The 22,916-nt window shown below is 68.3% G+C and carries 19 protein-coding genes, 3 rRNA genes and 1 pseudogene; 11 read left to right on the top strand and 12 right to left on the bottom strand.

The window, feature by feature from the left end; translation table 11 throughout:
* Window positions 1–28: 28 nt before the first annotated feature.
* A complete protein-coding gene (locus ACR68M_RS06620; protein ID WP_441249488.1) occupies window positions 29–283 on the top strand; it encodes a DUF3311 domain-containing protein in 255 nt (84 codons plus the stop codon).
* Window positions 280–1,755, top strand: coding sequence for a sodium:solute symporter family protein (locus ACR68M_RS06615; RefSeq protein WP_441249487.1), 1,476 nt, complete (start codon window positions 280–282; stop codon window positions 1,753–1,755). Before ACR68M_RS06620 ends, ACR68M_RS06615 begins: the two co-directional genes overlap by 4 nt.
* Window positions 1,756–1,837: 82 nt before the next feature.
* Here the strand turns inward: ACR68M_RS06615 and ACR68M_RS06610 are convergent, their stop codons facing one another.
* Entirely contained in the window at window positions 1,838–3,148 is a 1,311-nt protein-coding gene (locus ACR68M_RS06610) for a hypothetical protein (RefSeq protein WP_441249486.1), read from the bottom strand.
* Window positions 3,149–3,178: 30 nt separating this feature from the next.
* Window positions 3,179–3,709 (bottom strand): SigE family RNA polymerase sigma factor, encoded by a 531-nt coding sequence (locus ACR68M_RS06605; RefSeq protein ID WP_441249485.1) that lies wholly within the window; start codon window positions 3,707–3,709, stop codon window positions 3,179–3,181.
* A 131-nt stretch (window positions 3,710–3,840) separates the two neighbouring features.
* On the opposite strand from ACR68M_RS06605, the gene ACR68M_RS06600 reads away from it, so the two are divergent.
* A complete protein-coding gene (locus ACR68M_RS06600; protein WP_441249484.1) occupies window positions 3,841–4,617 on the top strand; it encodes a class I SAM-dependent methyltransferase in 777 nt (258 codons plus the stop codon).
* A 38-nt stretch (window positions 4,618–4,655) separates the two neighbouring features.
* On the opposite strand, the gene ACR68M_RS06595 is transcribed toward ACR68M_RS06600, so the two are convergent.
* Window positions 4,656–5,177, bottom strand: a complete 522-nt coding sequence (locus tag ACR68M_RS06595; protein WP_441249483.1) for a PPOX class F420-dependent oxidoreductase — start codon at window positions 5,175–5,177, stop codon at window positions 4,656–4,658.
* 4 nt (window positions 5,178–5,181) lie between these two features.
* Window positions 5,182–5,652, bottom strand: coding sequence for a VOC family protein (locus ACR68M_RS06590; RefSeq protein ID WP_441249482.1), 471 nt, complete (start codon window positions 5,650–5,652; stop codon window positions 5,182–5,184).
* Window positions 5,653–5,946: 294 nt separating this feature from the next.
* Here ACR68M_RS06590 and ACR68M_RS06585 point away from each other — a divergent pair.
* Together ACR68M_RS06585 and ACR68M_RS06580 are read left to right on the top strand one after the other, a co-directional pair.
* Window positions 5,947–6,276 (top strand): annotated as a pseudogene (locus ACR68M_RS06585) (hypothetical protein); the annotation flags it as partial.
* A 97-nt stretch (window positions 6,277–6,373) separates the two neighbouring features.
* Window positions 6,374–6,781, top strand: coding sequence for an ATP-grasp domain-containing protein (locus ACR68M_RS06580; protein ID WP_441249481.1), 408 nt, complete (start codon window positions 6,374–6,376; stop codon window positions 6,779–6,781).
* Here ACR68M_RS06580 and ACR68M_RS06575 read toward each other — a convergent pair.
* Window positions 6,770–7,981 carry an FAD-dependent monooxygenase gene (locus ACR68M_RS06575; RefSeq protein WP_441249480.1) on the bottom strand — a complete coding sequence of 404 codons (1,212 nt, stop codon included), beginning with the start codon at window positions 7,979–7,981 and terminating at the stop codon, window positions 6,770–6,772. The genes ACR68M_RS06580 and ACR68M_RS06575 overlap by 12 nt on opposite strands.
* A gap of 131 nt (window positions 7,982–8,112) precedes the next feature.
* Here ACR68M_RS06575 and ACR68M_RS06570 point away from each other — a divergent pair, with 131 nt between their 5' ends.
* Window positions 8,113–8,625 (top strand): hemerythrin domain-containing protein, encoded by a 513-nt coding sequence (locus ACR68M_RS06570; RefSeq protein WP_441249479.1) that lies wholly within the window; start codon window positions 8,113–8,115, stop codon window positions 8,623–8,625.
* Window positions 8,626–8,634: 9 nt separating this feature from the next.
* Here the strand turns inward: ACR68M_RS06570 and ACR68M_RS06565 are convergent, their stop codons facing one another.
* Together ACR68M_RS06565 and ACR68M_RS06560 are read right to left on the bottom strand one after the other, a co-directional pair.
* The gene (locus ACR68M_RS06565; RefSeq protein ID WP_441249478.1) at window positions 8,635–9,678 is read right to left on the bottom strand and encodes a 2-dehydropantoate 2-reductase; all 1,044 of its coding nucleotides are present in this window, start codon (window positions 9,676–9,678) and stop codon (window positions 8,635–8,637) included.
* Between the two features lie 46 nt (window positions 9,679–9,724).
* Window positions 9,725–10,534 carry a class II aldolase/adducin family protein gene (locus ACR68M_RS06560; RefSeq protein ID WP_441249477.1) on the bottom strand — a complete coding sequence of 270 codons (810 nt, stop codon included), beginning with the start codon at window positions 10,532–10,534 and terminating at the stop codon, window positions 9,725–9,727.
* A 143-nt stretch (window positions 10,535–10,677) separates the two neighbouring features.
* Here ACR68M_RS06560 and ACR68M_RS06555 point away from each other — a divergent pair, with 143 nt between their 5' ends.
* From ACR68M_RS06555 to ACR68M_RS06535, 5 genes are all read left to right on the top strand, one after another.
* A complete protein-coding gene (locus ACR68M_RS06555; protein WP_441249476.1) occupies window positions 10,678–11,319 on the top strand; it encodes a TetR/AcrR family transcriptional regulator in 642 nt (213 codons plus the stop codon).
* Between the two features lie 561 nt (window positions 11,320–11,880).
* Window positions 11,881–13,400: ribosomal RNA gene (locus tag ACR68M_RS06550) — 16S ribosomal RNA — on the top strand.
* 288 nt (window positions 13,401–13,688) lie between these two features.
* Window positions 13,689–16,811, top strand: a 23S ribosomal RNA gene (locus tag ACR68M_RS06545).
* Between the two features lie 83 nt (window positions 16,812–16,894).
* Window positions 16,895–17,011: ribosomal RNA gene (rrf, locus tag ACR68M_RS06540) — 5S ribosomal RNA — on the top strand.
* The 16S, 23S and 5S rRNA genes sit together here, the layout of an rRNA operon.
* An 80-nt stretch (window positions 17,012–17,091) precedes the next feature.
* A complete protein-coding gene (locus ACR68M_RS06535; protein WP_441249475.1) occupies window positions 17,092–17,919 on the top strand; it encodes a helix-turn-helix domain-containing protein in 828 nt (275 codons plus the stop codon).
* A 13-nt stretch (window positions 17,920–17,932) separates the two neighbouring features.
* Here ACR68M_RS06535 and ACR68M_RS06530 read toward each other — a convergent pair whose 3' ends face one another.
* From ACR68M_RS06530 to ACR68M_RS06510, 5 genes are all read right to left on the bottom strand, one after another.
* The gene (locus ACR68M_RS06530; RefSeq protein ID WP_441249474.1) at window positions 17,933–18,328 is read right to left on the bottom strand and encodes a nuclear transport factor 2 family protein; all 396 of its coding nucleotides are present in this window, start codon (window positions 18,326–18,328) and stop codon (window positions 17,933–17,935) included.
* 172 nt (window positions 18,329–18,500) lie between these two features.
* Window positions 18,501–19,241 carry a WXG100 family type VII secretion target gene (locus tag ACR68M_RS06525; RefSeq protein WP_441249473.1) on the bottom strand — a complete coding sequence of 247 codons (741 nt, stop codon included), beginning with the start codon at window positions 19,239–19,241 and terminating at the stop codon, window positions 18,501–18,503.
* Window positions 19,242–19,301: 60 nt separating this feature from the next.
* A complete protein-coding gene (locus ACR68M_RS06520) occupies window positions 19,302–20,600 on the bottom strand; it encodes an MFS transporter (protein ID WP_441249472.1) in 1,299 nt (432 codons plus the stop codon).
* Window positions 20,601–20,696: 96 nt separating this feature from the next.
* Window positions 20,697–21,176 carry a cupin domain-containing protein gene (locus tag ACR68M_RS06515; protein ID WP_441249471.1) on the bottom strand — a complete coding sequence of 160 codons (480 nt, stop codon included), beginning with the start codon at window positions 21,174–21,176 and terminating at the stop codon, window positions 20,697–20,699.
* A 23-nt stretch (window positions 21,177–21,199) separates the two neighbouring features.
* On the bottom strand, window positions 21,200–22,915 hold the full coding sequence (locus ACR68M_RS06510; RefSeq protein WP_441249470.1) for an AMP-binding protein: 1,716 nt from the start codon (window positions 22,913–22,915) through the stop codon (window positions 21,200–21,202).
* Window position 22,916 lies beyond the last annotated feature (1 nt).

Here is a 22,916-nt window from a genome sequence, read left to right as displayed (position 1 = left end):
GCGGTCCTGCCAGTCCACGGGATTCCAGATGAGCCCAGCCCCCACCTCCGGCCCCACCAGAACGAAGGGGGTGCTGCTCCCACTGCTCGGCGCCGTCCCGTTCGTCGGGATACTCGGCGGGATCTTCTTCGTCAACCGCGTCACGCCGTACGTCCTCGGGATGCCGTTCATCCTGTTCTGGTCAGTCCTGTGGCTCGTACTGACCTCCGCCGTGATGGCGGTGGTCTACCGGCTGGACCCGGCCAACCGGGAGCCGGACGGGCCGGGGAGGGTGTCGCCGTGACCGCGCTGCTCGTCATCGCCGCCTTCCTGCTACTCGCCGTCGCCCTCGGCGTGCGGGCCCGCCGAGGGCGCGACATGAGCCTGGAGGAGTGGTCGGTCGGCGGCCGGGGCTTCGGCTCGGTCTTCGTCTTCCTGCTGCTGGCAGGCGAGATCTACACCACCTTCACCTTCCTCGGCGCCTCCGGCTGGGCATACGGGAAGGGCGGCCCGGCCCTTTACATCCTCGGCTACGCCGCGCTGGCGTACGTGCTCTCGTACTGGCTGCTGCCCGCGGTCTGGCGGTACGGGAAGGAGCACCGGCTGGTCTCCCAGTCGGACTTCTTCGTCCGGAAGTTCGACAGTCCGGGGCTCGGCGTGCTGGTCGCCCTGGTCGGGGTGGTGGCCATGGTGCCGTACCTGGTGCTCCAGCTCACCGGCCTGGGGATCATCGTCTCGGCCTCCTCGTACGGGCACGTCTCCTCGCACGTCGCGGTCGTCGTCGGCACCGTCGCCCTGACCGGCTACGTCGTCCTCTCCGGCATCCACGGCTCCGCCTGGGTCTCGGTGGTCAAGGACGTGTTGATCGTCGGCGTCGTGGTCTTCCTCGGGATCTACCTGCCGCTGCACTACTCCGGGGGCATCGGCGCGATGTTCCACTCCGTCGACGCCGCCCACCCGGGCTTCCTGACCCTGCGGCGCAGCGGGCAGAGCCCGGCGTGGTTCGTCTCGACGGTGCTGCTCACCGCGCTGGGCTTCTACATGTGGCCGCACACCTTCGGCGCGACCTACAGCGCCAAGGACCCGAGGACCTTCCGGCGCAGCGCCGTCTTCATGCCGCTCTACCAACTGATGGTGCTGTTCGTCTACTTCGCCGGATTCGCGGCGCTCGTCGCCGTGCCGGGCCTGAAGGGGGCGGACGCCGACCTATCGCTGCTCAAGGTGACCGTCAGGACCTTCGACCCGTGGTTCGTCGGCCTGGTCGGCGGGGTGGGGCTGCTGACGGCGCTGGTGCCCGGCTCGCTGTTGCTGACGACCTCGGCCACCACGCTGGCGCAGAACGTCTACCGGCTCGCCCGGCCGGAGGCCTCGGACCGGGCGGTGCGGCGGGCCGCGAAGCTGCTGGTGCCGGTGATCGCGGCGGTGGCCCTGTTCTTCGCCTTCAACGGTGGCAGCACGCTGGTGAACCTGCTGCTGATGGGCTACTCGCTGGTGACCCAGCTCTTCCCGGCCCTGCTGCTCAGCCTGCCGGCCCGTCGCCGGATCACCAAGCAGGGTGCGGCGGCCGGGATCGTCGCGGGTGTCACCACCGTCGCGGTGGTCACGCTCACCGGCACCACCGTCGCCGATCTGCTGCCCGGCCTGCCCCAGCCGGTGAAGGACCTCAACGTGGGGGTCGTCGCGCTGCTGGTCAACCTGGTGGTGCTGTTCGCGGTCTCGGCCGTCACTCGCCCGGCGGCCGGTACGGTCGCCGAGCCGGCCACTGCGACGGGTTGACGGGTCGATGAGTTGACGGTTAGACCCCGCCGGCCAGGTCCTCCCCTCCCCTCGTGCGGGAGGACCTGGCCAGAGGGGTGGTCTACTTGGCCGGCCCGCGCCAACTCGGGCTGGTGGCCAGGGCCTTGAGCTGGCTCAGGGTCAGCGCCGGGTCCTTCCGGGTCGGTTGGCCCGCCGGTGACTCGGCGTTGAACGAGTGCACCAGCACCCGCAGCTTGTCCGGCCGCAGGATGTCGACGCCGTTGCGGACGATGCCCTTGTGCCCGCCGAAGTCGCTCTCGCTGTAGGAGAGCACCTTGGTGCCGTCCGGCAGCGTGTCGGCATCGGTGAACTCGGTGCTGATGTCGGCGCCCGGCGACTGCCCCGGCCTGAAGTCGCTCCAGTCCTGCACGGTGACCTCGATCAGGCTCTTCCCGTGGCCGTCGTCCACGGTGAAGTGCGCGGCGCCGAAGGTGTCGTCGCCGCCCGTGTCGGCCCGCTTCAGCCCTTCCGGCAGCAGCGTCGCGGCGGTCACCAGGATCCGGTCGAGGGCGGGCGCGGTGAACGCCATCTTCGGCTGGTGCACCCCGCCGCCGGTGCCGCCCGGGACGGCGATCGCGGCCAGTACGGGCGCCCAACGCCGGTCGGTGACCACTGCGGTGAGCTGCGCCGGAGTCAACGGGGGCTCTTGCCGGGTGAGTTGGTAGTCAGCCTGGTCCGGCGAGTTCCACTCGTTCAGTTCGACCAGCGTGCCGTCGGGGTGGCGCAGCATCGCGTACCACTGCTTCAGGCCGCCCGACTTGTCGGGGTGCAGGTAGCGCTGCAGGACGGTGAGGCCGGAGCCGTCCGGCTGGGTGGTGTGCGTGCAGACGGTGTTGGGCTCGTACGTGGGGTCGGGGCAGCCCGCCCAGTCCGCGTTCATGTCGACGGGGGTCGGCTCGCGGCGCAGGGTCAGCATGACGGAGCCCTTCCCCTGCCCGTCGTCCACGGTGAAGCCGGCGAAGGTCGATCCCATGAGCTCCTTCGGGCCCGGCTCGGTGCCGTGGCTCTGCGGGTTGCTCAGCTGCCAACCCGCCGGGAGCAGGGACTTGAAGAGGCTCAGCACCTCGGCGTCACCGACCGGCGCGGCGGGTGTGGTGGCAGTGGCCGACGGGGTGGCCGTCAGGCTGGGGGACGGTGAGGGCGTGGCGGGGGTGGCGAGGTCGGTCGCGCTCCGCGTGCCGGGAAGGGCCGCGATCGCGCCCGCGCCGCCCGCCACCACGACCACCGCGACCGCACCGGCGACGGCGTTCCTGCGCAGCCGCTTGCGCCGCCCGCGCAGCGCGGCGCCGACGGCCAGCTCGTCCGCCCGGTGGATCGGCCGGACATCCGCCGCATCCCGCAGCGCGGAGGCGAACTCGTCTTCAAAAGTCATGACTGTGCACCGTTCTCGGGAGTGGGGAGGTCAGCGAGCGACCTGGGCGGCGAAGCTGTCGCCGAGCAGGGCGCGCATCCGCCCGAGTGCACGGTGGCTGCGGGAGCGCACCGCGGTGGAGGACAGCTGGAGGGCGGCCGCCGTCTCCTCGATGCTGCGGTCCTCCCAGAACCGGAGCACCAGCACCGCCCGGTCCTGCGGGGAGAGATCGCGCAGAGCCTGGAGCAGCGTCAGCCGCAGCGCCGGGTCGCCGTCGTTGACGGCGACCTCCGGGAGTTCGTACGTCACCCGCTCCGTGTTGCGGCGGAGCCGACGGTACGACAGGAAGGTGTTGGCCAGGACGGTCTGGGCGTAGCCCGCCGGATTCTCCAGCCGGGACAGCCGCCGCCAGCGGACGTACATCCGGCTGAGCGCCTCCTGGACGAGGTCCTCGGCGAGGTGGGCGTCACCACCGGTGAGCAGGTACGCCGTCTTGAAGAGCTGCCCTCCGCGCGCTGCGGCGAACTCCAGGAAGTCGAGCGGCCCTGGTGCCGTCGCGCCGCTGGTCGAGGTGTGGTCCATGCCCTTCTAATGCTGCGACAACCCGGAGATGTTGCAGGTGTGTTCCAGATCACTTCCAGGGCGAGGAGTGGCGGGGCCGAGAGGTCATATTCGATTGATCGCCGGGATGGCGCCCGGCTAGCGTCCCCGCCATGACGACCACTCCGGACTCCGCCGACTGGCGCGCGGCAAACCGCGCCAACTGGGACGAGCGCGTCCCGGTCCATGTCGCCGGCCCGTTCTACGACCTCCCCGGCTTCGTCGCGGGTGAGGACAGCCTCCGGAGCTTCGAGCTCGCCGAGGTCGGTGACGTCTCCGGCCGGTCGCTGCTCCATCTGCAGTGCCACATCGGCCTGGACACACTCTCCTGGGCCCGGCGCGGAGCCGTCGTCACCGGCCTCGACTTCTCCGAGCCGGCGGTCGCCGCGGCCGGTGACCTCGCCGCGAAGATCGGCGCCGACACGGCCCGGTTCGTCGCCGCCGACGTCTACGACGCCGTCGACGCGCTCGACGGGCGGACGTTCGACATCGTCTACACCGGCTTCGGCGCGCTCTGCTGGCTCCCGGACATCGACCGCTGGGCCCGGACGGTGGCGGAGCTCCTCGCGCCCGGCGGATTCCTCTACCTGGCCGAGTACCACCCCTACGCCGACCTGCTCGCCGAGGACGGCCGCACCGTCGAGCACGACTACTTCGAGCGCGCCCCGATCGTCGTCGACGCCCCCGGCACCTACGCGGACCCGGACGCGGTGACCGAGGCGACCCTCACGGTCGAGTGGCTGCACGGTGTCGGCGACGTCGTCAGCGCGCTGGCCGCCGCCGGTCTGCGCCTGGAGTTCCTGCACGAGCACGACCGAGGCCACTTCCGCCTCGCACCCGGCCTGCGCGTCCCGCTGGTCTACTCGCTCCGCGCGGCGAAGCCGGTGTGACCTGCCCTCTGACGCCTGCCTGAGGCCTGCCCCTGGTGTCAGGGGAAGGTCCAACGGGTCGGGGAGCCGGTGAAGTCGGCGTCGGTCAGGCCGAAGACCGTCACCGGCCGGACGCGGACGGTCGCGTTGACGGCCGGGTCGAGGAAGTCGAGGCCGTACGCGGTCGCGTACTTGGCGTTGAGGGCGTCCAGGAAGGCACCGATCCCGGCCGGGTCGGTCACCACCTCGGCGGGCCCGTCGAGGACGACGGGCTGCCGGGGGTCGTCGGTGGTCAGGACGCAGGCCGGGCGGGCCGCCAGGTTGCGGTACTTGCGCGACCGGCGGCTGGTGCTGAACCAGAGCGCCCCGCCGAGCCAGACGCCCCACACGGGCATCGCGTGCGGGCGCCCGTCGGGGCGGACGGTGGACAGCCAGTAGTCGTGCGAGTCGGTCAGCCGCCGCACCGCCCAGGACCACGGCAGCAGGCCGGTGCCCTGACCGGCGGGCCGGATGCCGTACCCGGGCATGTACGGGCGGGCCGCACCCGGCTCCGGCGTACCGTCGACTGCGCGGCCGGGCATGCCGTCAGCTGCCGCCCATCGCGGCGGCGGCCCGTGCGGCCATCTCCTCCGGCGGGACGTCCTCGACGTGGCTCGCGACGCTCCAGCGGTGTCCGAACGGGTCCTCGAAGCTGCCGCTGCGGTCGCCGTAGAACTGGTCGGCGAGCGGCCGCAGTTCGACCGCCCCGGCGGCCAGCGCCTTCGCGAAGACGGCGTCGACGTCCGCCACGTACACGTTCAGCAGCACCGGCGAGCCGCCGACCGTCTTCGGTCCGAGCGCGCCGACCTCCGGGTACTCGTCGGCGAGCATGATCACCGAGTCGCCGAGCTGAAGCTCCGCGTGGCCGACCCGCCCGTCCGGCCCGGTCATCCGGTCACCGCGCTGGGTGGCGCCGAGCACCGAGGTGTAGAAGTCGATGGCCGCCGCGGCGCCGTCGACGAACAGGTACGGCGACACCCTCGGGTATCCGTCCGGGATGGGCTTCACACCGGGCATCCGTGGCCTCCTTGGGGGTAGGGTCTCTGCCGCCTCACCCTGGCACGGGCCCTGAAGCCGTCCCGGGCGCCGCACCGGCCGCCGCGCGCCACCGTCCACCGGGTGGGCCAGCGGCGGCGCGCAGTTGTGCGAATTCGGTGGCGGCGGGCGGCGGCCACGGGTGATCGTGGAGCCGTGGCAACCGCGGTACGGACAGCCGACCGTTCGACCGCTCGACAGGAGCACTGCACACCCACCATCGTCTGACAGCTCTATCAGCCTCATCAGCCCCGTTTGCCCCAGAAGGACCCCACGATGGCCGACCACCGCCCGCCCACCGACGCCCGGCCCGTGCTGATCACCACGCCGCAGCGCACCAGCACCGGGCTGCTCCTCGCCGAGGCGGCCGGGCGGCGCGGCCTGGACCACCACGTACTCGACAGCCCGGCGGCCACCGACACCCTCGCCGGGCGGGACGTGCACTGGTACGGCGGCCCGCTCGCGGCGGACCGGCTCGGCGCCCGGCTCGGGCTGGCCCTGCTGGAGCCCGCCGACGCCTGGCTGGCCGAGCTGCCCGAGGAGTTCACCGGGCGCCGGGTCGTGCTCACCACCCTCTCGGAGGCGTGGGCAGCCCGCCGCCCGCAGTTCGTCAAACCGCCGAGCGACAAGCAGTTCCCCGCCGCCGTCTACGCCGACGGCACCCCTGCCGCGCACCGGCGACCGGATCGGGCCCGACACCCCGGTGCTGCTCTCCGACGTGGTGACCTTCGCCGTCGAGTACCGCCTCTTCATCCTCGACGGCCGGGTCACCACCGGCAGCCGCTACGCCCGCTACGGCCGCCTCGACCCGGCGCCCCTGCCCGGCGACCTGCACGAGCAGGCCGTCCGGTCATTCGCCGAGGCCCTCCTCCTCGCCCACCGGGACACCCTCCCCAGCGCCGTGGTGGTCGACGTCGGCCTCACCCAGGACCCGGACACCGGCACCGAACGCTGGGCCGCCGTCGAGGCCAACATGCCCTGGTTCGCCCACACCTACGCCGCCGACCCCGACCGCGCCCTCGACGTCGTCCTCCGCGCAGCCGGCCCCCGGGCCCACGTCACCCCGGCCGACCGTCGCTTCGTCCGAGCCCTGGAGCGGTCAGCGGCGTAGGGCGTGCCCGCCGAAGCCGTTGCCGCCGCCGGCGGCCTGCCACCAGGCCTCGACGGCCGACTGGTCCATGGCGGGCCAGTCGGGGGTGTCGAGGACCTGGGCACTGCCCAGGCTGCGGCCGAGTTCGAGGGTGGCGCGGCCGACGGGGGCACGCTCGGCGTCGTACATCCGCAGGGCGGCGTCCCAGCTGTCGGTGGAGCGCAGGGCGCGTTCGAGGGCGGCGCCGTCCTGGAGGGCCTTGACCGCGCCGCTGCCGGTGTTCGGGCGGGCGATCGAGGCGGCGTCGCCGAGCAGGGCGAGCCGCCCGGCGGCGTAGTGCGGCACGGCCATGTCGTACATGGGCTGGACGAAGGTGTTCGCGGTCGGTGTGAGGTGCACGACGTCCTCCCAGAACGGCGGGAACCACCGCTCCATCACCATGTTCTGATGATCCGTCAGGTCCTCGGTGATGGCCCGGGGGTGGGTGGTCGTCGGGTCGCCGAAGCGCTCGTTGGCGGCGGGTGGTGGGGTGGTGTAGAAGACCCAGTTCACATCCGTGCCCAGGCCGCCGGGGCCGGGGATACGGTAGACGATCATGTGGCCGCCGGGGAAGCAGACCGTCGGGGCATCGTGCTCGAGGAACGCCTCGGCCGGGCCCGGCAGTTGGTCGGTCGGCAGGGTGCCGCGCCAGGCCAGGTACCCGCCGTACTCGGCGAGGGTGCCGGGCAGCATCGCGGCCCGGACGACCGAGCGGTAGCCGTCCGCGCCGACCACCAGGTCGAAGCGCTCCTCGCTTCCGTCCGCCAGCCGCACCACCGCGCCGTCCGGCTCGGGCCGCACCGCGTCGACGACGGCGCCCGTCCGGTAGTCCACGTTGGCGGGGATGCGGCTGCGCAGCTCCTGCCAGAGCGCACCCCAGTTGTACGAGCGGAACGGGAACGGCAGCGCGCCGATCTCGCGCCCCGCCCGCACCGCACCGGCGCGCACCACCCAGGGGCGCCGCGTTATCCGCGCCCACGGCATCCCGGCGTCGAGGTAGCCCGCCGCCTCCAGCTCGGCGTACCGGTCACTGTGCAGGGCGAGGCCGACACCCCGGTCCTGGAGCCGCCCGAGTGCCCGCTCGTACACCACGACCTCGTCCGCACCGGTCCGTGCCGCAGCCAACGCGGCGGCACAGCCCGCGATGCTCCCGCCCACGACGGCGACTCGTCCTCCGCGCAACTCCCCAGCCCCTTCCGTCCGGCCCCTCGAAGGCGGGGCACCGGAAGAGTACCGGCCCCGATCCGCAGGCGCCGTGGCCGATGGCCGGATCTGTACCGTCAGGTGTCACTCCGTCAGTAGGCTGGCTCGCCATGGGAACCCCCACCGGGCCGCGCGCGCGGCTGACCACCTTCGGGCACGAACTGACCGAGATTCACCAGTGGCTCCGCGAGGAGCTGGCACAGCTCCGGGCCGACGTCGACGCCTACCTGGACGGCCGGGCCGCCCGGCCGCGCGAACTCAAGGCCCACTGCCTCTCGTTCTGCACCGCACTGACCAGGCACCACACCGGCGAGGACGCCGGAGCCTTCCCGCTGCTCGGCGATCTGCACCCCGAACTCAGGCCGGTAATCGCGAAGTTGGAGGAGGACCACCAGCTCGTCAGCTCGATCGTCCGAGGGCTGGAGCAGCTCCTCGACGGCATCACCGACACCCCCGACCCGGCGGAGGCCAAGCGCGTCCGGGGAGAGCTGGACGGCCTGAGCGCCATCCTCGAATCACACTTCACCTTCGAGGAACGGCGGATCACCGCCGCCCTCGACGCCCTGCCGACCGAGGCGGGCACCACCGAGACCCTGTTCGGCCTCACGGTGGGCGAAGCCTGAGCCCGTGGCTCATGCCGCCGAGGTCAGCTCCGCGAGCAGGGCCGGCCCGGACCAGGGCGCGGCGGTGCCCGGGGCGGCGGCTTCGGCGGCCTGGACGAGAGCGATCATGCGGGCGTTGGCCGGGGCCCGGAGACCGTACCTACTGGAGAGGGAGACGATCTCTCCCTGGAGCGTGTCGATCTCGGTGGGCCGCCCGCGCTGGAGGTCCTCCCACATCGACGACCGCGCCTTGGCGTCGATCCGCAGCGCCGCGCCCGCGAGCCGCTGGAACAGCCGGTCGGGCAGCCGCAGCACGTACGGCATCAGGCTCGCAGGCACCGGCCCGAGCCGGCCGGGCGTGATGTCCGCCCGCCGGAAAGCGGCCAGCCCTTCGCGCTGGCAGAGCGCCAGGCAGCTGCGGTACGCGCGGCGGCCGAGCTGCTCACGCAGCGGGAGGTCGGAGAGAGCGTTCACCGCGTTGTTGAGGTTCAGCAGCAGCTTGGCCGCCTGGATGCCGGGCATGTCGTCGTGCAGGACGAGATCGAGCCCGGCAGCCCGAGCGGCCTGCGCAAACTCTGCGCTCGCCCCGGCACTCTCCAGCATCACCTGCCCGCCGCTGCCCTGGTGGACGGCGGCGGCGCCCGCCCGGACCACGTTGTACGGAACCATCCCCGCCAGCACGCGGTGGCAGGGCAGCTCCTCGCGCAGCAGCGCGGTGTTGTGCAGACCGTTCTGGAAGCTCGCCACCACGGCGCCGGGGGAGAGGTGCCCGGCCAGCTCCCGCGCGGCCGAGACCGTGTCGGCGGACTTGACCGTGACCAGCACGTAGTCCGCCTTTGCCGCCCCCTCCGGGCCGGTCGCCACCCTGAGGTCGCCCGGCACCCGCAGCTCCCGCCGCGCCGCACCGGCCCCCGTCAGCGTCAGCCCGTCCCGCTCGATCGCCGCCATCGCGGCCGGGCGGCCGATCAACGTCACGTCGGCGGCGGCCGCCAGCATGCCACCGAGGTGACAGCCGATACTGCCCGCACCGAGCACGGCGATCCGTGGGCGGGACGGCTCGGGGGTCGCAGACACGGGCACTCTCCTCGGAGGCAGCGGGTCGGAGGCGGCGGGACGGGCGTCAGTCGAACAGGTCAGGGTCGGACGCGGTGATCTGATCCCACAACGGGCGGGCCTGGAACCAGCCTGCCAGGTGCGTGCCCAGTTGACCACGGGTGATCAACGCCGTCTCACGGTCGATGAGTTGCGGAGTGCCGGCCGCCATCGCGAGCAGCTGCGCCTGGCAGGAGCGCTCCATCGTGACGAACCACCAGACCGCCTCCGCCACCGACTGCCCGACGGTGAGCAGGCCGTGGTTCTGCAGGATCACCGCCTTGCGGTCACCGAGGGCGGCGGCGATCCGCTTGCCCTCCTCCAGCTCGTTCACCACACCCCGGTAGTCGGTGTAGAGGGCGTGGTCCTCGAAGAAGGCGCAGGCGTCCTGGGTGATCGGGTCGAGCGGGATGCCCAGGCTGGAGAACGCCTTCCCGTACAGCGAGTGCGAGTGCGCGGCGGCCACCGCGTCCGGGCGGGCCGCGTGCACCTGCGAGTGGATGACGAAGGCAGCCCGGTTCACCGGCCGCTTCCCGTGCAGCAGCGTCCCCTCGTGGTCGACCAGGATCAGATCCGACGCCTTGATCTGGCTGAAGCTCATCCCGAACGGGTTGACCCAGAACCACTGCGGGTTCTCCGGATCGCGCACGGTGATGTGCCCGGCGACTCCCTCCGAGAACCCGAACCTGCCGAACAGCCGGAACCCGGCCGCGAGCTGCTCCTTGCGGTACTGCCGCTCGGCTTCGAACGAGTCGAAGGTCGGCGGCATCGGGAGGGTGACCCCCTCCGGTACGGGCCCGACGGCAGCGGCCAGGGCGGACGGCAGCGGGTTGCTCATGGCGGGCTCCCAGAGTCGGTCAGCGGTGCGGACATCCGAAAGATACAGCGATGTATCCGATACGTCGATGCATCCGATGCGGATATCGTGGGAGCCGGACCAGCCCGGAACCGCCGGACCGGCACAGAGAGTGGGGGCGGCAGATGCCCAAGGGAGTCACCAAGCGGCGACCGCGCACGCGGGCCGCCCTGCTGGGAGCGGCACTGGAGGCCTTCGCCGAGCACGGCTTCCACGCCGCCTCGATCGAACAGATCTGCGAGCGGGCCGGCTACACCAGGGGAGCCTTCTACTCGAACTTCAGCAGCAAGGAGGAGCTCTTCCTCGCCCTCTTCGACGAACACAGCGCCCGGATCGTCGCCCGGATCACCGAACTGATCGACTCGGTCGCCGACCAGGACCTCACCCTCCAGGGCCTGGTCGAGATCCTCGCCGACGTCGACCCGGCCGAGCGCGACTGGTACCTCGTCACCACCGAGTTCACCCTGCACGCCATCCGCGACCCGCAGGCCGCCTGGGTGCTCGCCCAGCACGACGCCCGGCTCCGCGCCGAAATCGCCCGTGGCCTCACCGAACACCTCCACCGCACCGGCCGCACCCTCACCGTCGACGCCGACGCACTCGCCCGCCTCCTCATCGCCATCCGCGAGGGCGGCCTGGCCCAGAGCTACGTGGAACCCGACCAGCTCCCGCCCGGCCAACTCGAACGCCTCTTCCTCGCACCGCTGCTCGCCGCCCTCAGTACAGAGGACGACACGACCACCGGTGGGCCCGCAGCAGTGCTCTGACAGGGGATGTTTGCTTCGGGCGACGGTTCGGCGTAGTGTTCACTGGTCGCTCGGCAGGGAGCACCGGACACGCATCAGCGCGGACGGTCCCGGGGCGGCCAATCCTCTGAACCACCTCTTCTTCTCGTGGCTGAGTCGTCTTCTGTGGCGGCTCGGTTCGAATTGTTATGTGCGTTTATCGGATTGGGGCTGGATTCGCTTTTCGGAGCGGGGATCGGCTAAGGTTTGAAACGTCGGACAGGCCGTCAGGTCGCAGTCCGGCAGGGAAAACCAAGTGGAAAGCGAAGCGGAAATCATCTGCTAAGCTGGAAACACGAAAGAACGAAGCGCCCGGAGAGCTTGCGAGAGCGGCTTGAAGGAAGCGTCCGTTCCTTGAGAACTCAACAGCGTGCCAAAAGTCAACGCCAGATATGTTGACATCCCCGGCCTGGATCGTTTCGACGTTCCGGGTTGGAGATTCCTTTAGTAATAAAACACAGCGAGGACGCAGTGCACGGGGCCACCCTATTCCGGTGGTTGTCGTGCCGCTCAACGCGAGTGCTACCGGATATCCGGAAAACATTCACGGAGAGTTTGATCCTGGCTCAGGACGAACGCTGGCGGCGTGCTTAACACATGCAAGTCGAACGATGAAGCCTTCGGGTGGATTAGTGGCGAACGGGTGAGTAACACGTGGGAAATCTGCCCTGCACTCTGGGACAAGCCTTGGAAACGAGGTCTAATACCGGATATGACCTTCCTCCGCATGGGGGTTGGTGGAAAGCTCCGGCGGTGCAGGATGATCCCGCGGCCTATCAGCTTGTTGGTGGGGTAATGGCCTACCAAGGCGACGACGGGTAGCCGGCCTGAGAGGGCGACCGGCCACACTGGGACTGAGACACGGCCCAGACTCCTACGGGAGGCAGCAGTGGGGAATATTGCACAATGGGCGAAAGCCTGATGCAGCGACGCCGCGTGAGGGATGAAGGCCTTCGGGTCGTAAACCTCTTTCAGCAGGGAAGAAGCGCAAGTGACGGTACCTGCAGAAGAAGCACCGGCTAACTACGTGCCAGCAGCCGCGGTAATACGTAGGGTGCGAGCGTTGTCCGGAATTATTGGGCGTAAAGAGCTCGTAGGCGGCTTGTCACGTCGGATGTGAAAGCCCGAGGCTTAACCTCGGGTCTGCATTCGATACGGGCAGGCTAGAGTGTGGTAGGGGAGATCGGAATTCCTGGTGTAGCGGTGAAATGCGCAGATATCAGGAGGAACACCGGTGGCGAAGGCGGATCTCTGGGCCATTACTGACGCTGAGGAGCGAAAGCGTGGGGAGCGAACAGGATTAGATACCCTGGTAGTCCACGCCGTAAACGGTGGGAACTAGGTGTTGGCGACATTCCACGTCGTCGGTGCCGCAGCTAACGCATTAAGTTCCCCGCCTGGGGAGTACGGCCGCAAGGCTAAAACTCAAAGGAATTGACGGGGGCCCGCACAAGCAGCGGAGCATGTGGCTTAATTCGACGCAACGCGAAGAACCTTACCAAGGCTTGACATATACCGGAAACGGCCAGAGATGGTCGCCCCCTTGTGGTCGGTATACAGGTGGTGCATGGTTGTCGTCAGCTCGTGTCGTGAGATGTTGGGTTAAGTCCCGCAACGAGCGCAACCCTTGTTCTGTGTTGCCAGCATGCCTTTCGGGGTGATGGGGACTCACAGGAGACTGCCGGGGTCAACTCGGAGGAAGGTGGGGACGACGTCAAATCATCATGCCCCTTATGTCTTGGGCTGCACACGTGCTACAATGGTCGGTACAAAGGGCTGCGATGCCGCGAGGCGGAGCGAATCCCAAAAAGCCGGCCTCAGTTCGGATTGGGGTCTGCAACTCGACCCCATGAAGTTGGAGTTGCTAGTAATCGCAGATCAGCATGCTGCGGTGAATACGTTCCCGGGCCTTGTACACACCGCCCGTCACGTCACGAAAGTCGGTAACACCCGAAGCCGGTGGCCTAACCCTTGGGAGGGAGCCGTCGAAGGTGGGACCAGCGATTGGGACGAAGTCGTAACAAGGTAGCCGTACCGGAAGGTGCGGCTGGATCACCTCCTTTCTAAGGAGCACATAGCCGGATGCGAGCGAATGTCTCGCACGGTTGCTCATGGGTGGAACGTTGACTATTCGGCACACACGGTTGGTTCCGTTAGTACTGTCCTTCGGGGCGTGGAATGCGGATTGTCTAATCGGGTGTGTCGGGCACGTTGTTGGGTCCTGAGGGAACGGCCACTTCGGTGGTTGTTGCTTCAGAGATGCCGGTCCTACTCGAGGGTCCTCAGTTGAGGGTCTGAGGGTGGGTGACTGGTCGTTGTTTGAGAACTGCACAGTGGACGCGAGCATCTGTGGCCAAGTTTTTAAGGGCGCACGGTGGATGCCTTGGCACTAGGAACCGATGAAGGACGTGGGAGGCCGCGATAGTCCCCGGGGAGCCGTCAACCAGGCTTTGATCCGGGGGTTTCCGAATGGGGGAACCCGGCAGTCGTCATGGGCTGTCACCCGCACCTGAACACATAGGGTGTGTGGAGGGAACGAGGGGAAGTGAAACATCTCAGTACCCTCAGGAAGAGAAAACAACCGTGATTCCGGGAGTAGTGGCGAGCGAAACCGGATGAGGCTAAACCGTTCTGGTGTGATACCCGGCAGGGGTTGCCAGTGCGGGGTCGTGGGAAAGTTCTTGATCGGTCTGCCGGCCGGTCGGCGAGTCAGAAACCGTATGGGTAGTCGAAGGACATGCGAAAGGTCCGGCGTAGAGGGTAAGACCCCCGTAGACGAAATCTGTACGGCTTGCTTGAGCTTCTCCCAAGTAGCACGGGGCCCGAGAAATCCCGTGTGAATCTGGCGGGACCACCCGCTAAGCCTAAATATTCCCTAGTGACCGATAGCGGATAGTACCGTGAGGGAATGGTGAAAAGTACCGCGGGAGCGGAGTGAAATAGTACCTGAAACCGTGTGCCTACAAGCCGTGGGAGCGTCGGACAGTGGGCTTGCCCATCTGTCTCGTGACTGCGTGCCTTTTGAAGAATGAGCCTGCGAGTTTGCGGTGTGTAGCGAGGTTAACCCGTGTGGGGTAGCCGTAGCGAAAGCGAGTCCGAATAGGGCGAGTGAGTTGCACGCCCAAGACCCGAAGCGGAGTGATCTAGCCATGGGCAGGTTGAAGCGCGGGTAAGACCGTGTGGAGGACCGAACCCACCAGGGTTGAAAACCTGGGGGATGACCTGTGGTTAGGGGTGAAAGGCCAATCAAACTCCGTGATAGCTGGTTCTCCCCGAAATGCATTTAGGTGCAGCGTCACGTGTTTCTTGCCGGAGGTAGAGCACTGGATAGGCGATGGGCCTCAACGGGTTACTGACCTTAGCCAAACTCCGAATGCCGGTAAGTGAGAGCGTGGCAGTGAGACTGTGGGGGATAAGCTCCATGGTCGAGAGGGAAACAGCCCAGAACACCGACTAAGGTCCCTAAGCGTGTGCTAAGTGGGAAAGGATGTGGAGTCGCAGAGACAACCAGGAGGTTGGCTTAGAAGCAGCCATCCTTGAAAGAGTGCGTAATAGCTCACTGGTCAAGTGATTCCGCGCCGACAATGTAGCGGGGCTCAAGCACACCACCGAAGTCGTGTCATTGCAGCAATACCCCCAACGGGGGCTGTGATGGGTAGGGGAGCGTCGTGTGCCGGGTGAAGCAGCGGAGGAATCCAGTTGTGGACGGTTCACGAGTGAGAATGCAGGCATGAGTAGCGATACAAGAGTGGGAAACTCTTGCGCCGATTGACCAAGGGTTCCTGGGTCAAGCTGATCTGCCCAGGGTAAGTCGGGACCTAAGGCGAGGCCGACAGGCGTAGTCGATGGACAACGGGTTGATATTCCCGTACCCGCTTTGAAGCGCCAACGTCGAACCTCTGAATGCTAAAGCCGTGAAGCCGGCCCGGAGTCTTCGGACAATGGGACGTGGTGGAGCCGCTGACCCAACAGGGTAGTAGGTGAGCGATGGGGTGACGCAGGAAGGTAGTCCAACCCGGGCGGTGGTTGTCCCGGGGTAAGGGTGTAGGCCGAGTGATAGGCAAATCCGTCACTCATTAAGGCTGAGACCTGATGCCGAGCCGATTGTGGTGAAGTGGATGATCCTATGCTGTCGAGAAAAGCCTCTAGCGAGTTTCATGGCGGCCCGTACCCCAAACCGACTCAGGTGGTCAGGTAGAGAATACCGAGGCGTTCGGGTGAACTATGGTTAAGGAACTCGGCAAAATGCCCCCGTAACTTCGGGAGAAGGGGGGCCGGAACTGGTGATCCGATTTACTCGGTGAGCTGGGGCCGGCCGCAGAGACCAGCGAGAAGCGACTGTTTACTAAAAACACAGGTCCGTGCGAAGCCGTAAGGCGATGTATACGGACTGACGCCTGCCCGGTGCTGGAACGTTAAGGGGACCGGTTAGTCACATTTCGGTGTGGCGAAGCTGAGAACTTAAGCGCCAGTAAACGGCGGTGGTAACTATAACCATCCTAAGGTAGCGAAATTCCTTGTCGGGTAAGTTCCGACCTGCACGAATGGCGTAACGACTTCTCGACTGTCTCAACCATAGGCCCGGTGAAATTGCATTACGAGTAAAGATGCTCGTTTCGCGCAGCAGGACGGAAAGACCCCGGGACCTTTACTATAGCTTGATATTGGTGTTCGGTTCGGCTTGTGTAGGATAGGTGGGAGACTTTGAAGCAGCAACGCCAGTTGTTGTGGAGTCGTCGTTGAAATACCACTCTGGTCGTGCTGGATGTCTAACCTGGGTCCGTGATCCGGATCAGGGACAGTGTCTGGTGGGTAGTTTAACTGGGGCGGTTGCCTCCTAAAGAGTAACGGAGGCGCCCAAAGGTTCCCTCAGCCTGGTTGGCAATCAGGTGTTGAGTGTAAGTGCACAAGGGAGCTTGACTGTGAGACCGACGGGTCGAGCAGGTGCGAAAGCAGGGACTAGTGATCCGGCGGTGGCTTGTGGAAGCGCCGTCGCTCAACGGATAAAAGGTACCCCGGGGATAACAGGCTGATCTTCCCCAAGAGTCCATATCGACGGGATGGTTTGGCACCTCGATGTCGGCTCGTCGCATCCTGGGGCTGGAGTAGGTCCCAAGGGTTGGGCTGTTCGCCCATTAAAGCGGTACGCGAGCTGGGTTTAGAACGTCGTGAGACAGTTCGGTCCCTATCCGCTGTGCGCGTAGGAATATTGAGAAGGGCTGTCCCTAGTACGAGAGGACCGGGACGGACGAACCTCTGGTGTGCCAGTTGTCCTGCCAAGGGCATGGCTGGTTGGCTACGTTCGGGAGGGATAACCGCTGAAAGCATCTAAGCGGGAAGCCTGCTTCGAGATGAATGTTCCCACCTCCTTGAGAGGGTAAGGCTCCCAGTAGACGACTGGGTTGATAGGCCGGATGTGGAAGCCCTGTAAGGGGTGGAGCTGACCGGTACTAATAGGCCGAGGGCTTGTCCTCAGTTGCTCGCGTCCACTGTGTTGTTCTGAAACAACGACCCCATCCCTGGCCAGGGGTGGTACGGTCATCTGGTTTCATAGTGTTTCGGTGGTCATAGCGTGAGGGAAACGCCCGGTTACATTCCGAACCCGGAAGCTAAGCCTCAAAGCGCCGATGGTACTGCAGGGGGGACCCTGTGGGAGAGTAGGACGCCGCCGAACAATCTTTAGGAAGGCCCCCATCCGGGAACGGATGGGGGCCTTTCGCATTTCCGGAGACAGCGTCCGATATCGTCGGCGGCATGACGACTGCCGCTGCCACAGCCGGGACGGGTGCCGAGGTCACCGTGGGGACGCTGCTGCGCGGGTGGCGGGAGCGACGGCGGATCAGTCAGCTGGAGTTGGCACTGCGGGCGGAGAGCTCGGCGCGGCACATCAGCTTCGTCGAGACGGGGCGGTCCAGGCCGAGCCAGGCCATGGTGTTGCGGCTGGCGGAGCAGTTGGAGGTGCCGGTGCGGGAGCGCAACTCGCTGCTGGTCGCGGCGGGTTATGCGCCGAGCTTCCGGGAGACTCCGTTGCAGGACCCGGCGATGGACGCGTTGCGTACGGGGATGGAGCAGTTGCTGTCGGCTCACGAGCCGAATCCGGCGCTCGTCATGGACGGGATGTACGACGTGGTCAGTGCCAACCGGGGTGTCCACCTGCTGGTGGACGGGGTGGCCGAACATCTGCTGCGGCCGCCGATGAACGCCATCCGGCTCACGCTGCATCCGGAGGGTCTGGCGCCGCGGATCCGGAATCTGGGTGAGTGGCGGGCGCATCTGCTGGAGCGGATGCGGGGGCAGATCGCGATGCGGGGCTCCGCGCCGTTGCGGAGCCTGTACGAGGAGGTGGCCGTCTACCCGGCGCCGGCCGGGGACAGGCATGAGGACGGGTACGGGGACGGGCATTCGCCGGCGGCCTACCCCTTTGCGCTGCCGTTGCGGATCGAGGTGAACGGGCAGGTGCTGTCGTTCATCTCGACGGTCACGACCTTCAACACGCCCATGGACGTGACCGTCTCCGAACTGGCGATGGAGATGTTCCTCCCGGCCGATCCGGAGACGGCTGCCGCCCTGCGCGCCTTGTGAGTTGCTGCCGGAGTCAGGACGGGAGGCGGTCGAGGAAGCCGCTGACCGAGCTGATCCGGCCGTCGTCGGCGAGGGTGACGACGTCGAACCCGGCGGCGGGGGCCGAGTTGTCGGCCTTGGAGACCAGGTCCCAGGTGAAGCGGACGAGGTTGTGGTGCCCGTCCGGGGTGCCGGTCCGGACGAAGCCGAAGCCGGGGAACTGCTGCTGTGCGCCGCTGATCACGGCGGCGAGGCCTTCGTGGCCCCGGACCTCGGCCAGCGGGTCGGTGTAGGTGGCGTCCTCGGTGAAGGCGGCGGCGACGGCCTTCTCCAACTCCTCCTGGCTGGTGGCGTTCCAGGCGGCGAAGTAGCGCTGCACGGCGTCGGTGCGGGCGGCGTCGTCGTGGGCGGAGGCGGTGAACGCGGACATGGTGGTTCCCTTCGGCTGCGCGGACCGGCCGTGACCAGGGGCTCGATGCCCTGCGGCTGAGGCCCTGCGGCCTCCCCGGTTGCGATGTCTCTACGATCCCGCAGCCGTGCGGAAGGGTCGATTACCGCTGAGGTAATGGCCGGTGAGCTCCTACCAGCCATCCAGCCGTCCGCTACTCGAAGCTGACGCCTGCGAGTTTGGACTGGAAGGCCTGGGCGTGGCCGGCGATGGTCTCGGCGTGCTGGTTCATCGTCTCGGCGTGGGACTCCAGCGCGACGGGGTTGATGCGGAAGCCGGTGCCCCCGGCGCTGCCGCCGCCTCCGCCGGAGCCCTCCGCTCCCTGGAAGACCAGGCCCGTCACGGCGTTGCCGACGATCTCCACCAGCGGATTGATCGCGGCCTCGATCACCTGGCCGATGATGTACTGCTCCAGCTGCTGTTCGAGGTAGTTGACGAGCTTCTTCGCCGCCTCCTCGATCGCGATCATCGCGGCCTCGGCGAGACCGAAGGTGGCCACCGCCGCTGCCTGGTCCGCGATGAACGACGCTGCCAGCACCACGAGTTCGGCGATCGCCTCGGCCTTCATCGCGACGATCACCCCGGCCGCCGCGTCCAGGGCGGTGGCGACGACGTGGCAGGCCTGCACCAGGTCGTTCATGTGGCTGCCGGAGAGCTGGGTCCACTTGGCGACCAGGGCCTCGTACGAGGCGCCCTGGTAGGCCTCGGCGATCTGCTGGACGGTGTTCGTGCCGTCCTGGTGGGTGTTGCTGATGTTGTCGGCGAACTCCCGTACGTGGGAGGCGAACTCCTGTACCTTGTCCTCGTTCACCTGCGGCCAGTTGATCCCGATGAACTGGAGCAGCGAGACGACCTCGCCAGGCAGTTCGATCGCCATGGTTTCCCCCTTGGTCATGACGGACACCCGCCAGGGTAGTGCCCGTCATGACCGGGCGGAAGGTCAACAGGCGGAGCGTCAGGCCTTGAGCTCGCGGGGCATCAGCAGGGCGGAGAGGACGGCGGGGACCGCGCCGATCACCAGCATCACCACGGGCCAGGAGGAGACGGAGAGCAGCGTCGGGATGAGCAGGGGAGTTGCGAAGGCCCCGGCGAAGACCATGGTGTTCTCCAGGCCGAGGGCGGTGCCGGAGCGTTCGGCTCCGGCCATGGTGGCGATCTCGGCGTAGTGGACGCCGTGCCAGCCGCAGGCGAGGAAGCCGGCGGTCACCAGCAGGCCGGCGACCAGCCAGGTGGGGCCGGGCTGGAAGGCGGCGACTCCGGCGAAGGCGAGGGCGATGATCCAGCTGTAGATCGTGACCAGCGTGCGGCGGTAGCGGCCGCCGTGCTTGTCGGTCCAACGGCCGCCCCAGACCCGGGAGATGGCGCCGAGTACCTGGACGACGACGAGCAGCACGGCGATGGTGCCGATCGAGACGTGCTTGACGGTGTGCAGGAAGACGGAGCCGAAGGTGAGCACGGTGAACTGCGGGAGGTCGAGCAGGAAGGCGGTGATGGCGACCCGCCAGATGTCCCAGCGCCGCAGCGGGCTGGGCGTGGTGGCGGCGGCGACGCCGCCTTCGGACTTGGTCCGGGCGAGCGGCGGTTCGTCGAGCCAGACGGCGACGGCGACGGTGGCGAGCAGGCAGCTGAGGGTGAGGAAGGCGAAGACCCAGCGGAAGCCGGCGCCGAGGGCGAGCGGCGGCAGGACGGCGGCGCCGATCGCGCCTCCGGCGGGGACGGCGGCGACGCGCAGGCTGATCGCGAACCCGCGCTTGGCGGGCGGGAACCAGCCCATCACGGCTCGGCCGGAGGCGCCGTTGACGCAGCCGCCGAGGGCGCCCGCGAGGAACAGCACGACGGCCAGGGCCGTGTACGAGGGCACCACGCCGCCGTGCGGGACGAGGAAGGCGGTGACGGCGGCGAGGGCGATGGTGGTGCCGGAGAGGCCGGTGATCAGGACCTTCCGCTCGCCGATGCGGTCGGAGAGGATGCCCCAGAAGACGTCGGTGATGAAGATTCCGGCGGTGACGGCGGCGAGGACGATGCCGAGCTGTCCGGTGGTCAGGCGGTAGGCCTGTTGGAGGATGGAGCCGGAGGTGGGGATGCCTTGGAAGGTCGCGCTGAAGGCGGCCTGGGCGCCGATGCCGATGCCGAGGATGCCCCATTTGTAGCGGGCGGAGTGCACCTTGCCGGAGCGCCCGACCGAGGGCCCGAAGGAGGAGTCGGCGGGCGCTCCGGCGGGTGGCGCCGGGGCGGTCTGGACCTGTTGGGACATGGCGGAGAGCCTCCTGTGGGAGTGGGTGCGGGCCGCCGCCGCGCGCCCGTACCCGGAGGTGGGACGGGCGCGCGGCGGCCGGTGCGGTCGGGCCGGTCAGACCGTGAGGTAGGGGGCGCCGTCGAGGGCGAGGCCGTCGTCGGGCAGCTCGCCGGGCTTCAGGGGGAGGGTGCGCTTCTCGCGGATGACGAGCATCTTGCAGCCGTTGGGGCTGGAGACGCGGTGGATGCTGTCGGGCCGTTCGACGACGAGGGTGCCGGGGAGGTAGCGGTCGCCGTTGTCGTTGACGAGTTCGCCGGCGAGGATGAAGAGCATCTCGAAGCCGAGGTGGCGGTGCACGTCGCCGTGGGCGCCGGGCATGAAGTGGGCGATGTAGGCCTCGGCGCCGTCGGGGCCGGTCTCGTCGCCGGTGTAGAGCCAGCGGACGTCCACGGCCTGGCGGCCGGGCTGGACGTACGGGCGCCAGTCGATGTGGCCGTCGGTGAGGCCGTCGCCCAGGAGGTCGGGGAAGACCTCGATCTCGCGCTGCTGCGGGGCGTACGTCATCGCGGGTGCGGACATGGCGGGTGCGGACATGACTGTTCTCCTCTGAGTAGCGGTTACAGCCCGGGGGCGGCGTGGGCGATGGTCCGGTCGAGCAGGTCCTCGGCGCGGTACTCCAACTGGGCCGGGGTGGTGCGGAGTTCGGCCCGGCGGATTTTGCCGGAGGTGGTCTTGGGCAGGTCGGCGAATTCGAGCAGCGCGATCTGCTGGTGCGGGGCGAGGGTGCGGGCGGCGAACTCGAGGACCGAGCGGGCGGTCGCCTCGCTCGGGCGGTGACCGGCGGCGGTGGCGACGTACGCCTTCGGCACCTGGTAGCCGATCGGGTCGGGCACGGGGACGACGGCGGCCTCGGCGACCGCCTCGTGCCGGAGCAGCACGCTCTCCAGCTCGAACGGGGAGATCCGGTGGTCGTAGGACTTGAAGACGTCGTCGCTGCGGCCCACGTAGGTGAGGTAGCCGTCGGCGTCCCGGGTGGCGATGTCGCCGGTGTGGTACAGGCCGTCGGCGAGGGTCTTGGCGGTCTTCTCGGGGTCGCCGAGGTAGCCCGTCATGATGCCGACCGGCTGCCGGCTCAGGTCGACGCAGATCTCGCCCTCGTCACCGGCCCGGCCGGTGCGGGGGTCGATCAGGACGATCGGGTAGCCGGGGAGCGGCTTGCCCATCGAGCCGGGGCGGACGGCCAGCCCGGCGGTGTTGCCGATCTGGGCGGTGGTCTCGGTCTGGCCGAAGCCGTCCCGGACGGTGATGCCCCAGGCGGTGCGGATCTGCTCGATCACGGCCGGGTTGAGGGGTTCGCCGACCGAGGACGCCTCGCGCAGCGCGGCGGGGCGGCGGCCGAGGTCGTGCTGGAGCAGTGTGCGCCAGGCGGTGGGCGGGGCGCACAGGCTGGTGGCGCGTTCCTGCTCGGCGATCTCCAGCAGTAGCCGGGGCGAGGCTCCGGCGGGCAGGTTGACGGAGAGCACCGTCGCCTCGGCGTTGAACGGGCCGAAGAAGCTGGACCAGGCATGCTTGGCCCAGCCCGGGGCGGAGACGTTGCAGTGCACGTCGCCGGGCCGCAGGCCGTTCCAGTACATGCCGGTCAGGTGGCCGACGGGGTAGCTGACGTGGGTGTGGCCGACCATCTTGGGGCGGGAGGTGGTGCCGGAGGTGAAGTAGAGGAAGAGCAGGTCGTCCGCCATCGTCTCCTGCACCGGCCGGTAGTCGGTGGATTCGGCGTAGGCGTCGGTGTAGTCGTGCCAGCCGGGCACGGGGGCGCCGACGCAGATCCGGGTCAGGTGGCCGGCGGCGGCTGGGTTGGCGTCGAAGGCGCCGGTGAGGTGGTCGGCGGTGATCACGTGGGTGACTTCGCCGCGCAGCAGGCGGTCGGCGAGGTCGTCCGCCGAGATGGAGGTGTAGGTCGGGATGATCACGGCGCTGAGCTTCATCGCCGCCAGCAGGGCTTCCCAGACGGCGAGTTGGTTGTCCAGCAGGAGCAGCAGGCGGTCGCCGGGGCGGACGCCCCGGGCGCGCAGCCAGTTGGCGACCTGGTTGGAGCGGGCGGAGAGCGCGGCGTAGCTGAGCTCGGCCGGGTGGGGGCCGCCGTCGACGATCCGGACGGCCGTGCGGGTGTTGTCCGCCGCGATCTCGTCGAACCAGTCGAGGGCCCAGTTGAAGCGGTCCGGCCGGGGCCAGGTGAAGCGGGCGACGGCGGCGTCGTGGTCCTCGCGCAGCTCCAGCAGCAGATCGCGGGCTGCTCTGAACTCCTCGGTGGCGCCGGGGTGGTAGCCGGTCATG

It is taken from the genome of Kitasatospora sp. McL0602 (assembly GCF_052076145.1).
Lineage (GTDB): Bacteria > Actinomycetota > Actinomycetes > Streptomycetales > Streptomycetaceae > Kitasatospora.
Note: the sequence above shows the minus strand (reverse complement) of the source record. Positions and strands in the feature narration are given on the sequence as shown.

Coding starts and splice junctions, on each gene's coding strand:
- ACR68M_RS06525 (WP_441249473.1), bottom strand. CDS start 19,241: ATGACCAAGGGGGAAACCATGGCGATCGAACTGCCTGGCGAGGTCGTC.
- ACR68M_RS06590 (WP_441249482.1), bottom strand. CDS start 5,652: ATGCCCGGTGTGAAGCCCATCCCGGACGGATACCCGAGGGTGTCGCCG.
- ACR68M_RS06600 (WP_441249484.1), top strand. CDS start 3,841: ATGACGACCACTCCGGACTCCGCCGACTGGCGCGCGGCAAACCGCGCC.
- ACR68M_RS06570 (WP_441249479.1), top strand. CDS start 8,113: ATGGGAACCCCCACCGGGCCGCGCGCGCGGCTGACCACCTTCGGGCAC.
- ACR68M_RS06520 (WP_441249472.1), bottom strand. CDS start 20,600: ATGTCCCAACAGGTCCAGACCGCCCCGGCGCCACCCGCCGGAGCGCCC.
- ACR68M_RS06620 (WP_441249488.1), top strand. CDS start 29: ATGAGCCCAGCCCCCACCTCCGGCCCCACCAGAACGAAGGGGGTGCTG.
- ACR68M_RS06510 (WP_441249470.1), bottom strand. CDS start 22,915: ATGACCGGCTACCACCCCGGCGCCACCGAGGAGTTCAGAGCAGCCCGC.
- ACR68M_RS06555 (WP_441249476.1), top strand. CDS start 10,678: ATGCCCAAGGGAGTCACCAAGCGGCGACCGCGCACGCGGGCCGCCCTG.
- ACR68M_RS06560 (WP_441249477.1), bottom strand. CDS start 10,534: ATGAGCAACCCGCTGCCGTCCGCCCTGGCCGCTGCCGTCGGGCCCGTA.
- ACR68M_RS06530 (WP_441249474.1), bottom strand. CDS start 18,328: ATGTCCGCGTTCACCGCCTCCGCCCACGACGACGCCGCCCGCACCGAC.
- ACR68M_RS06605 (WP_441249485.1), bottom strand. CDS start 3,709: ATGGACCACACCTCGACCAGCGGCGCGACGGCACCAGGGCCGCTCGAC.
- ACR68M_RS06610 (WP_441249486.1), bottom strand. CDS start 3,148: ATGACTTTTGAAGACGAGTTCGCCTCCGCGCTGCGGGATGCGGCGGAT.
- ACR68M_RS06595 (WP_441249483.1), bottom strand. CDS start 5,177: ATGCCCGGCCGCGCAGTCGACGGTACGCCGGAGCCGGGTGCGGCCCGC.
- ACR68M_RS06535 (WP_441249475.1), top strand. CDS start 17,092: ATGACGACTGCCGCTGCCACAGCCGGGACGGGTGCCGAGGTCACCGTG.
- ACR68M_RS06515 (WP_441249471.1), bottom strand. CDS start 21,176: ATGTCCGCACCCGCCATGTCCGCACCCGCGATGACGTACGCCCCGCAG.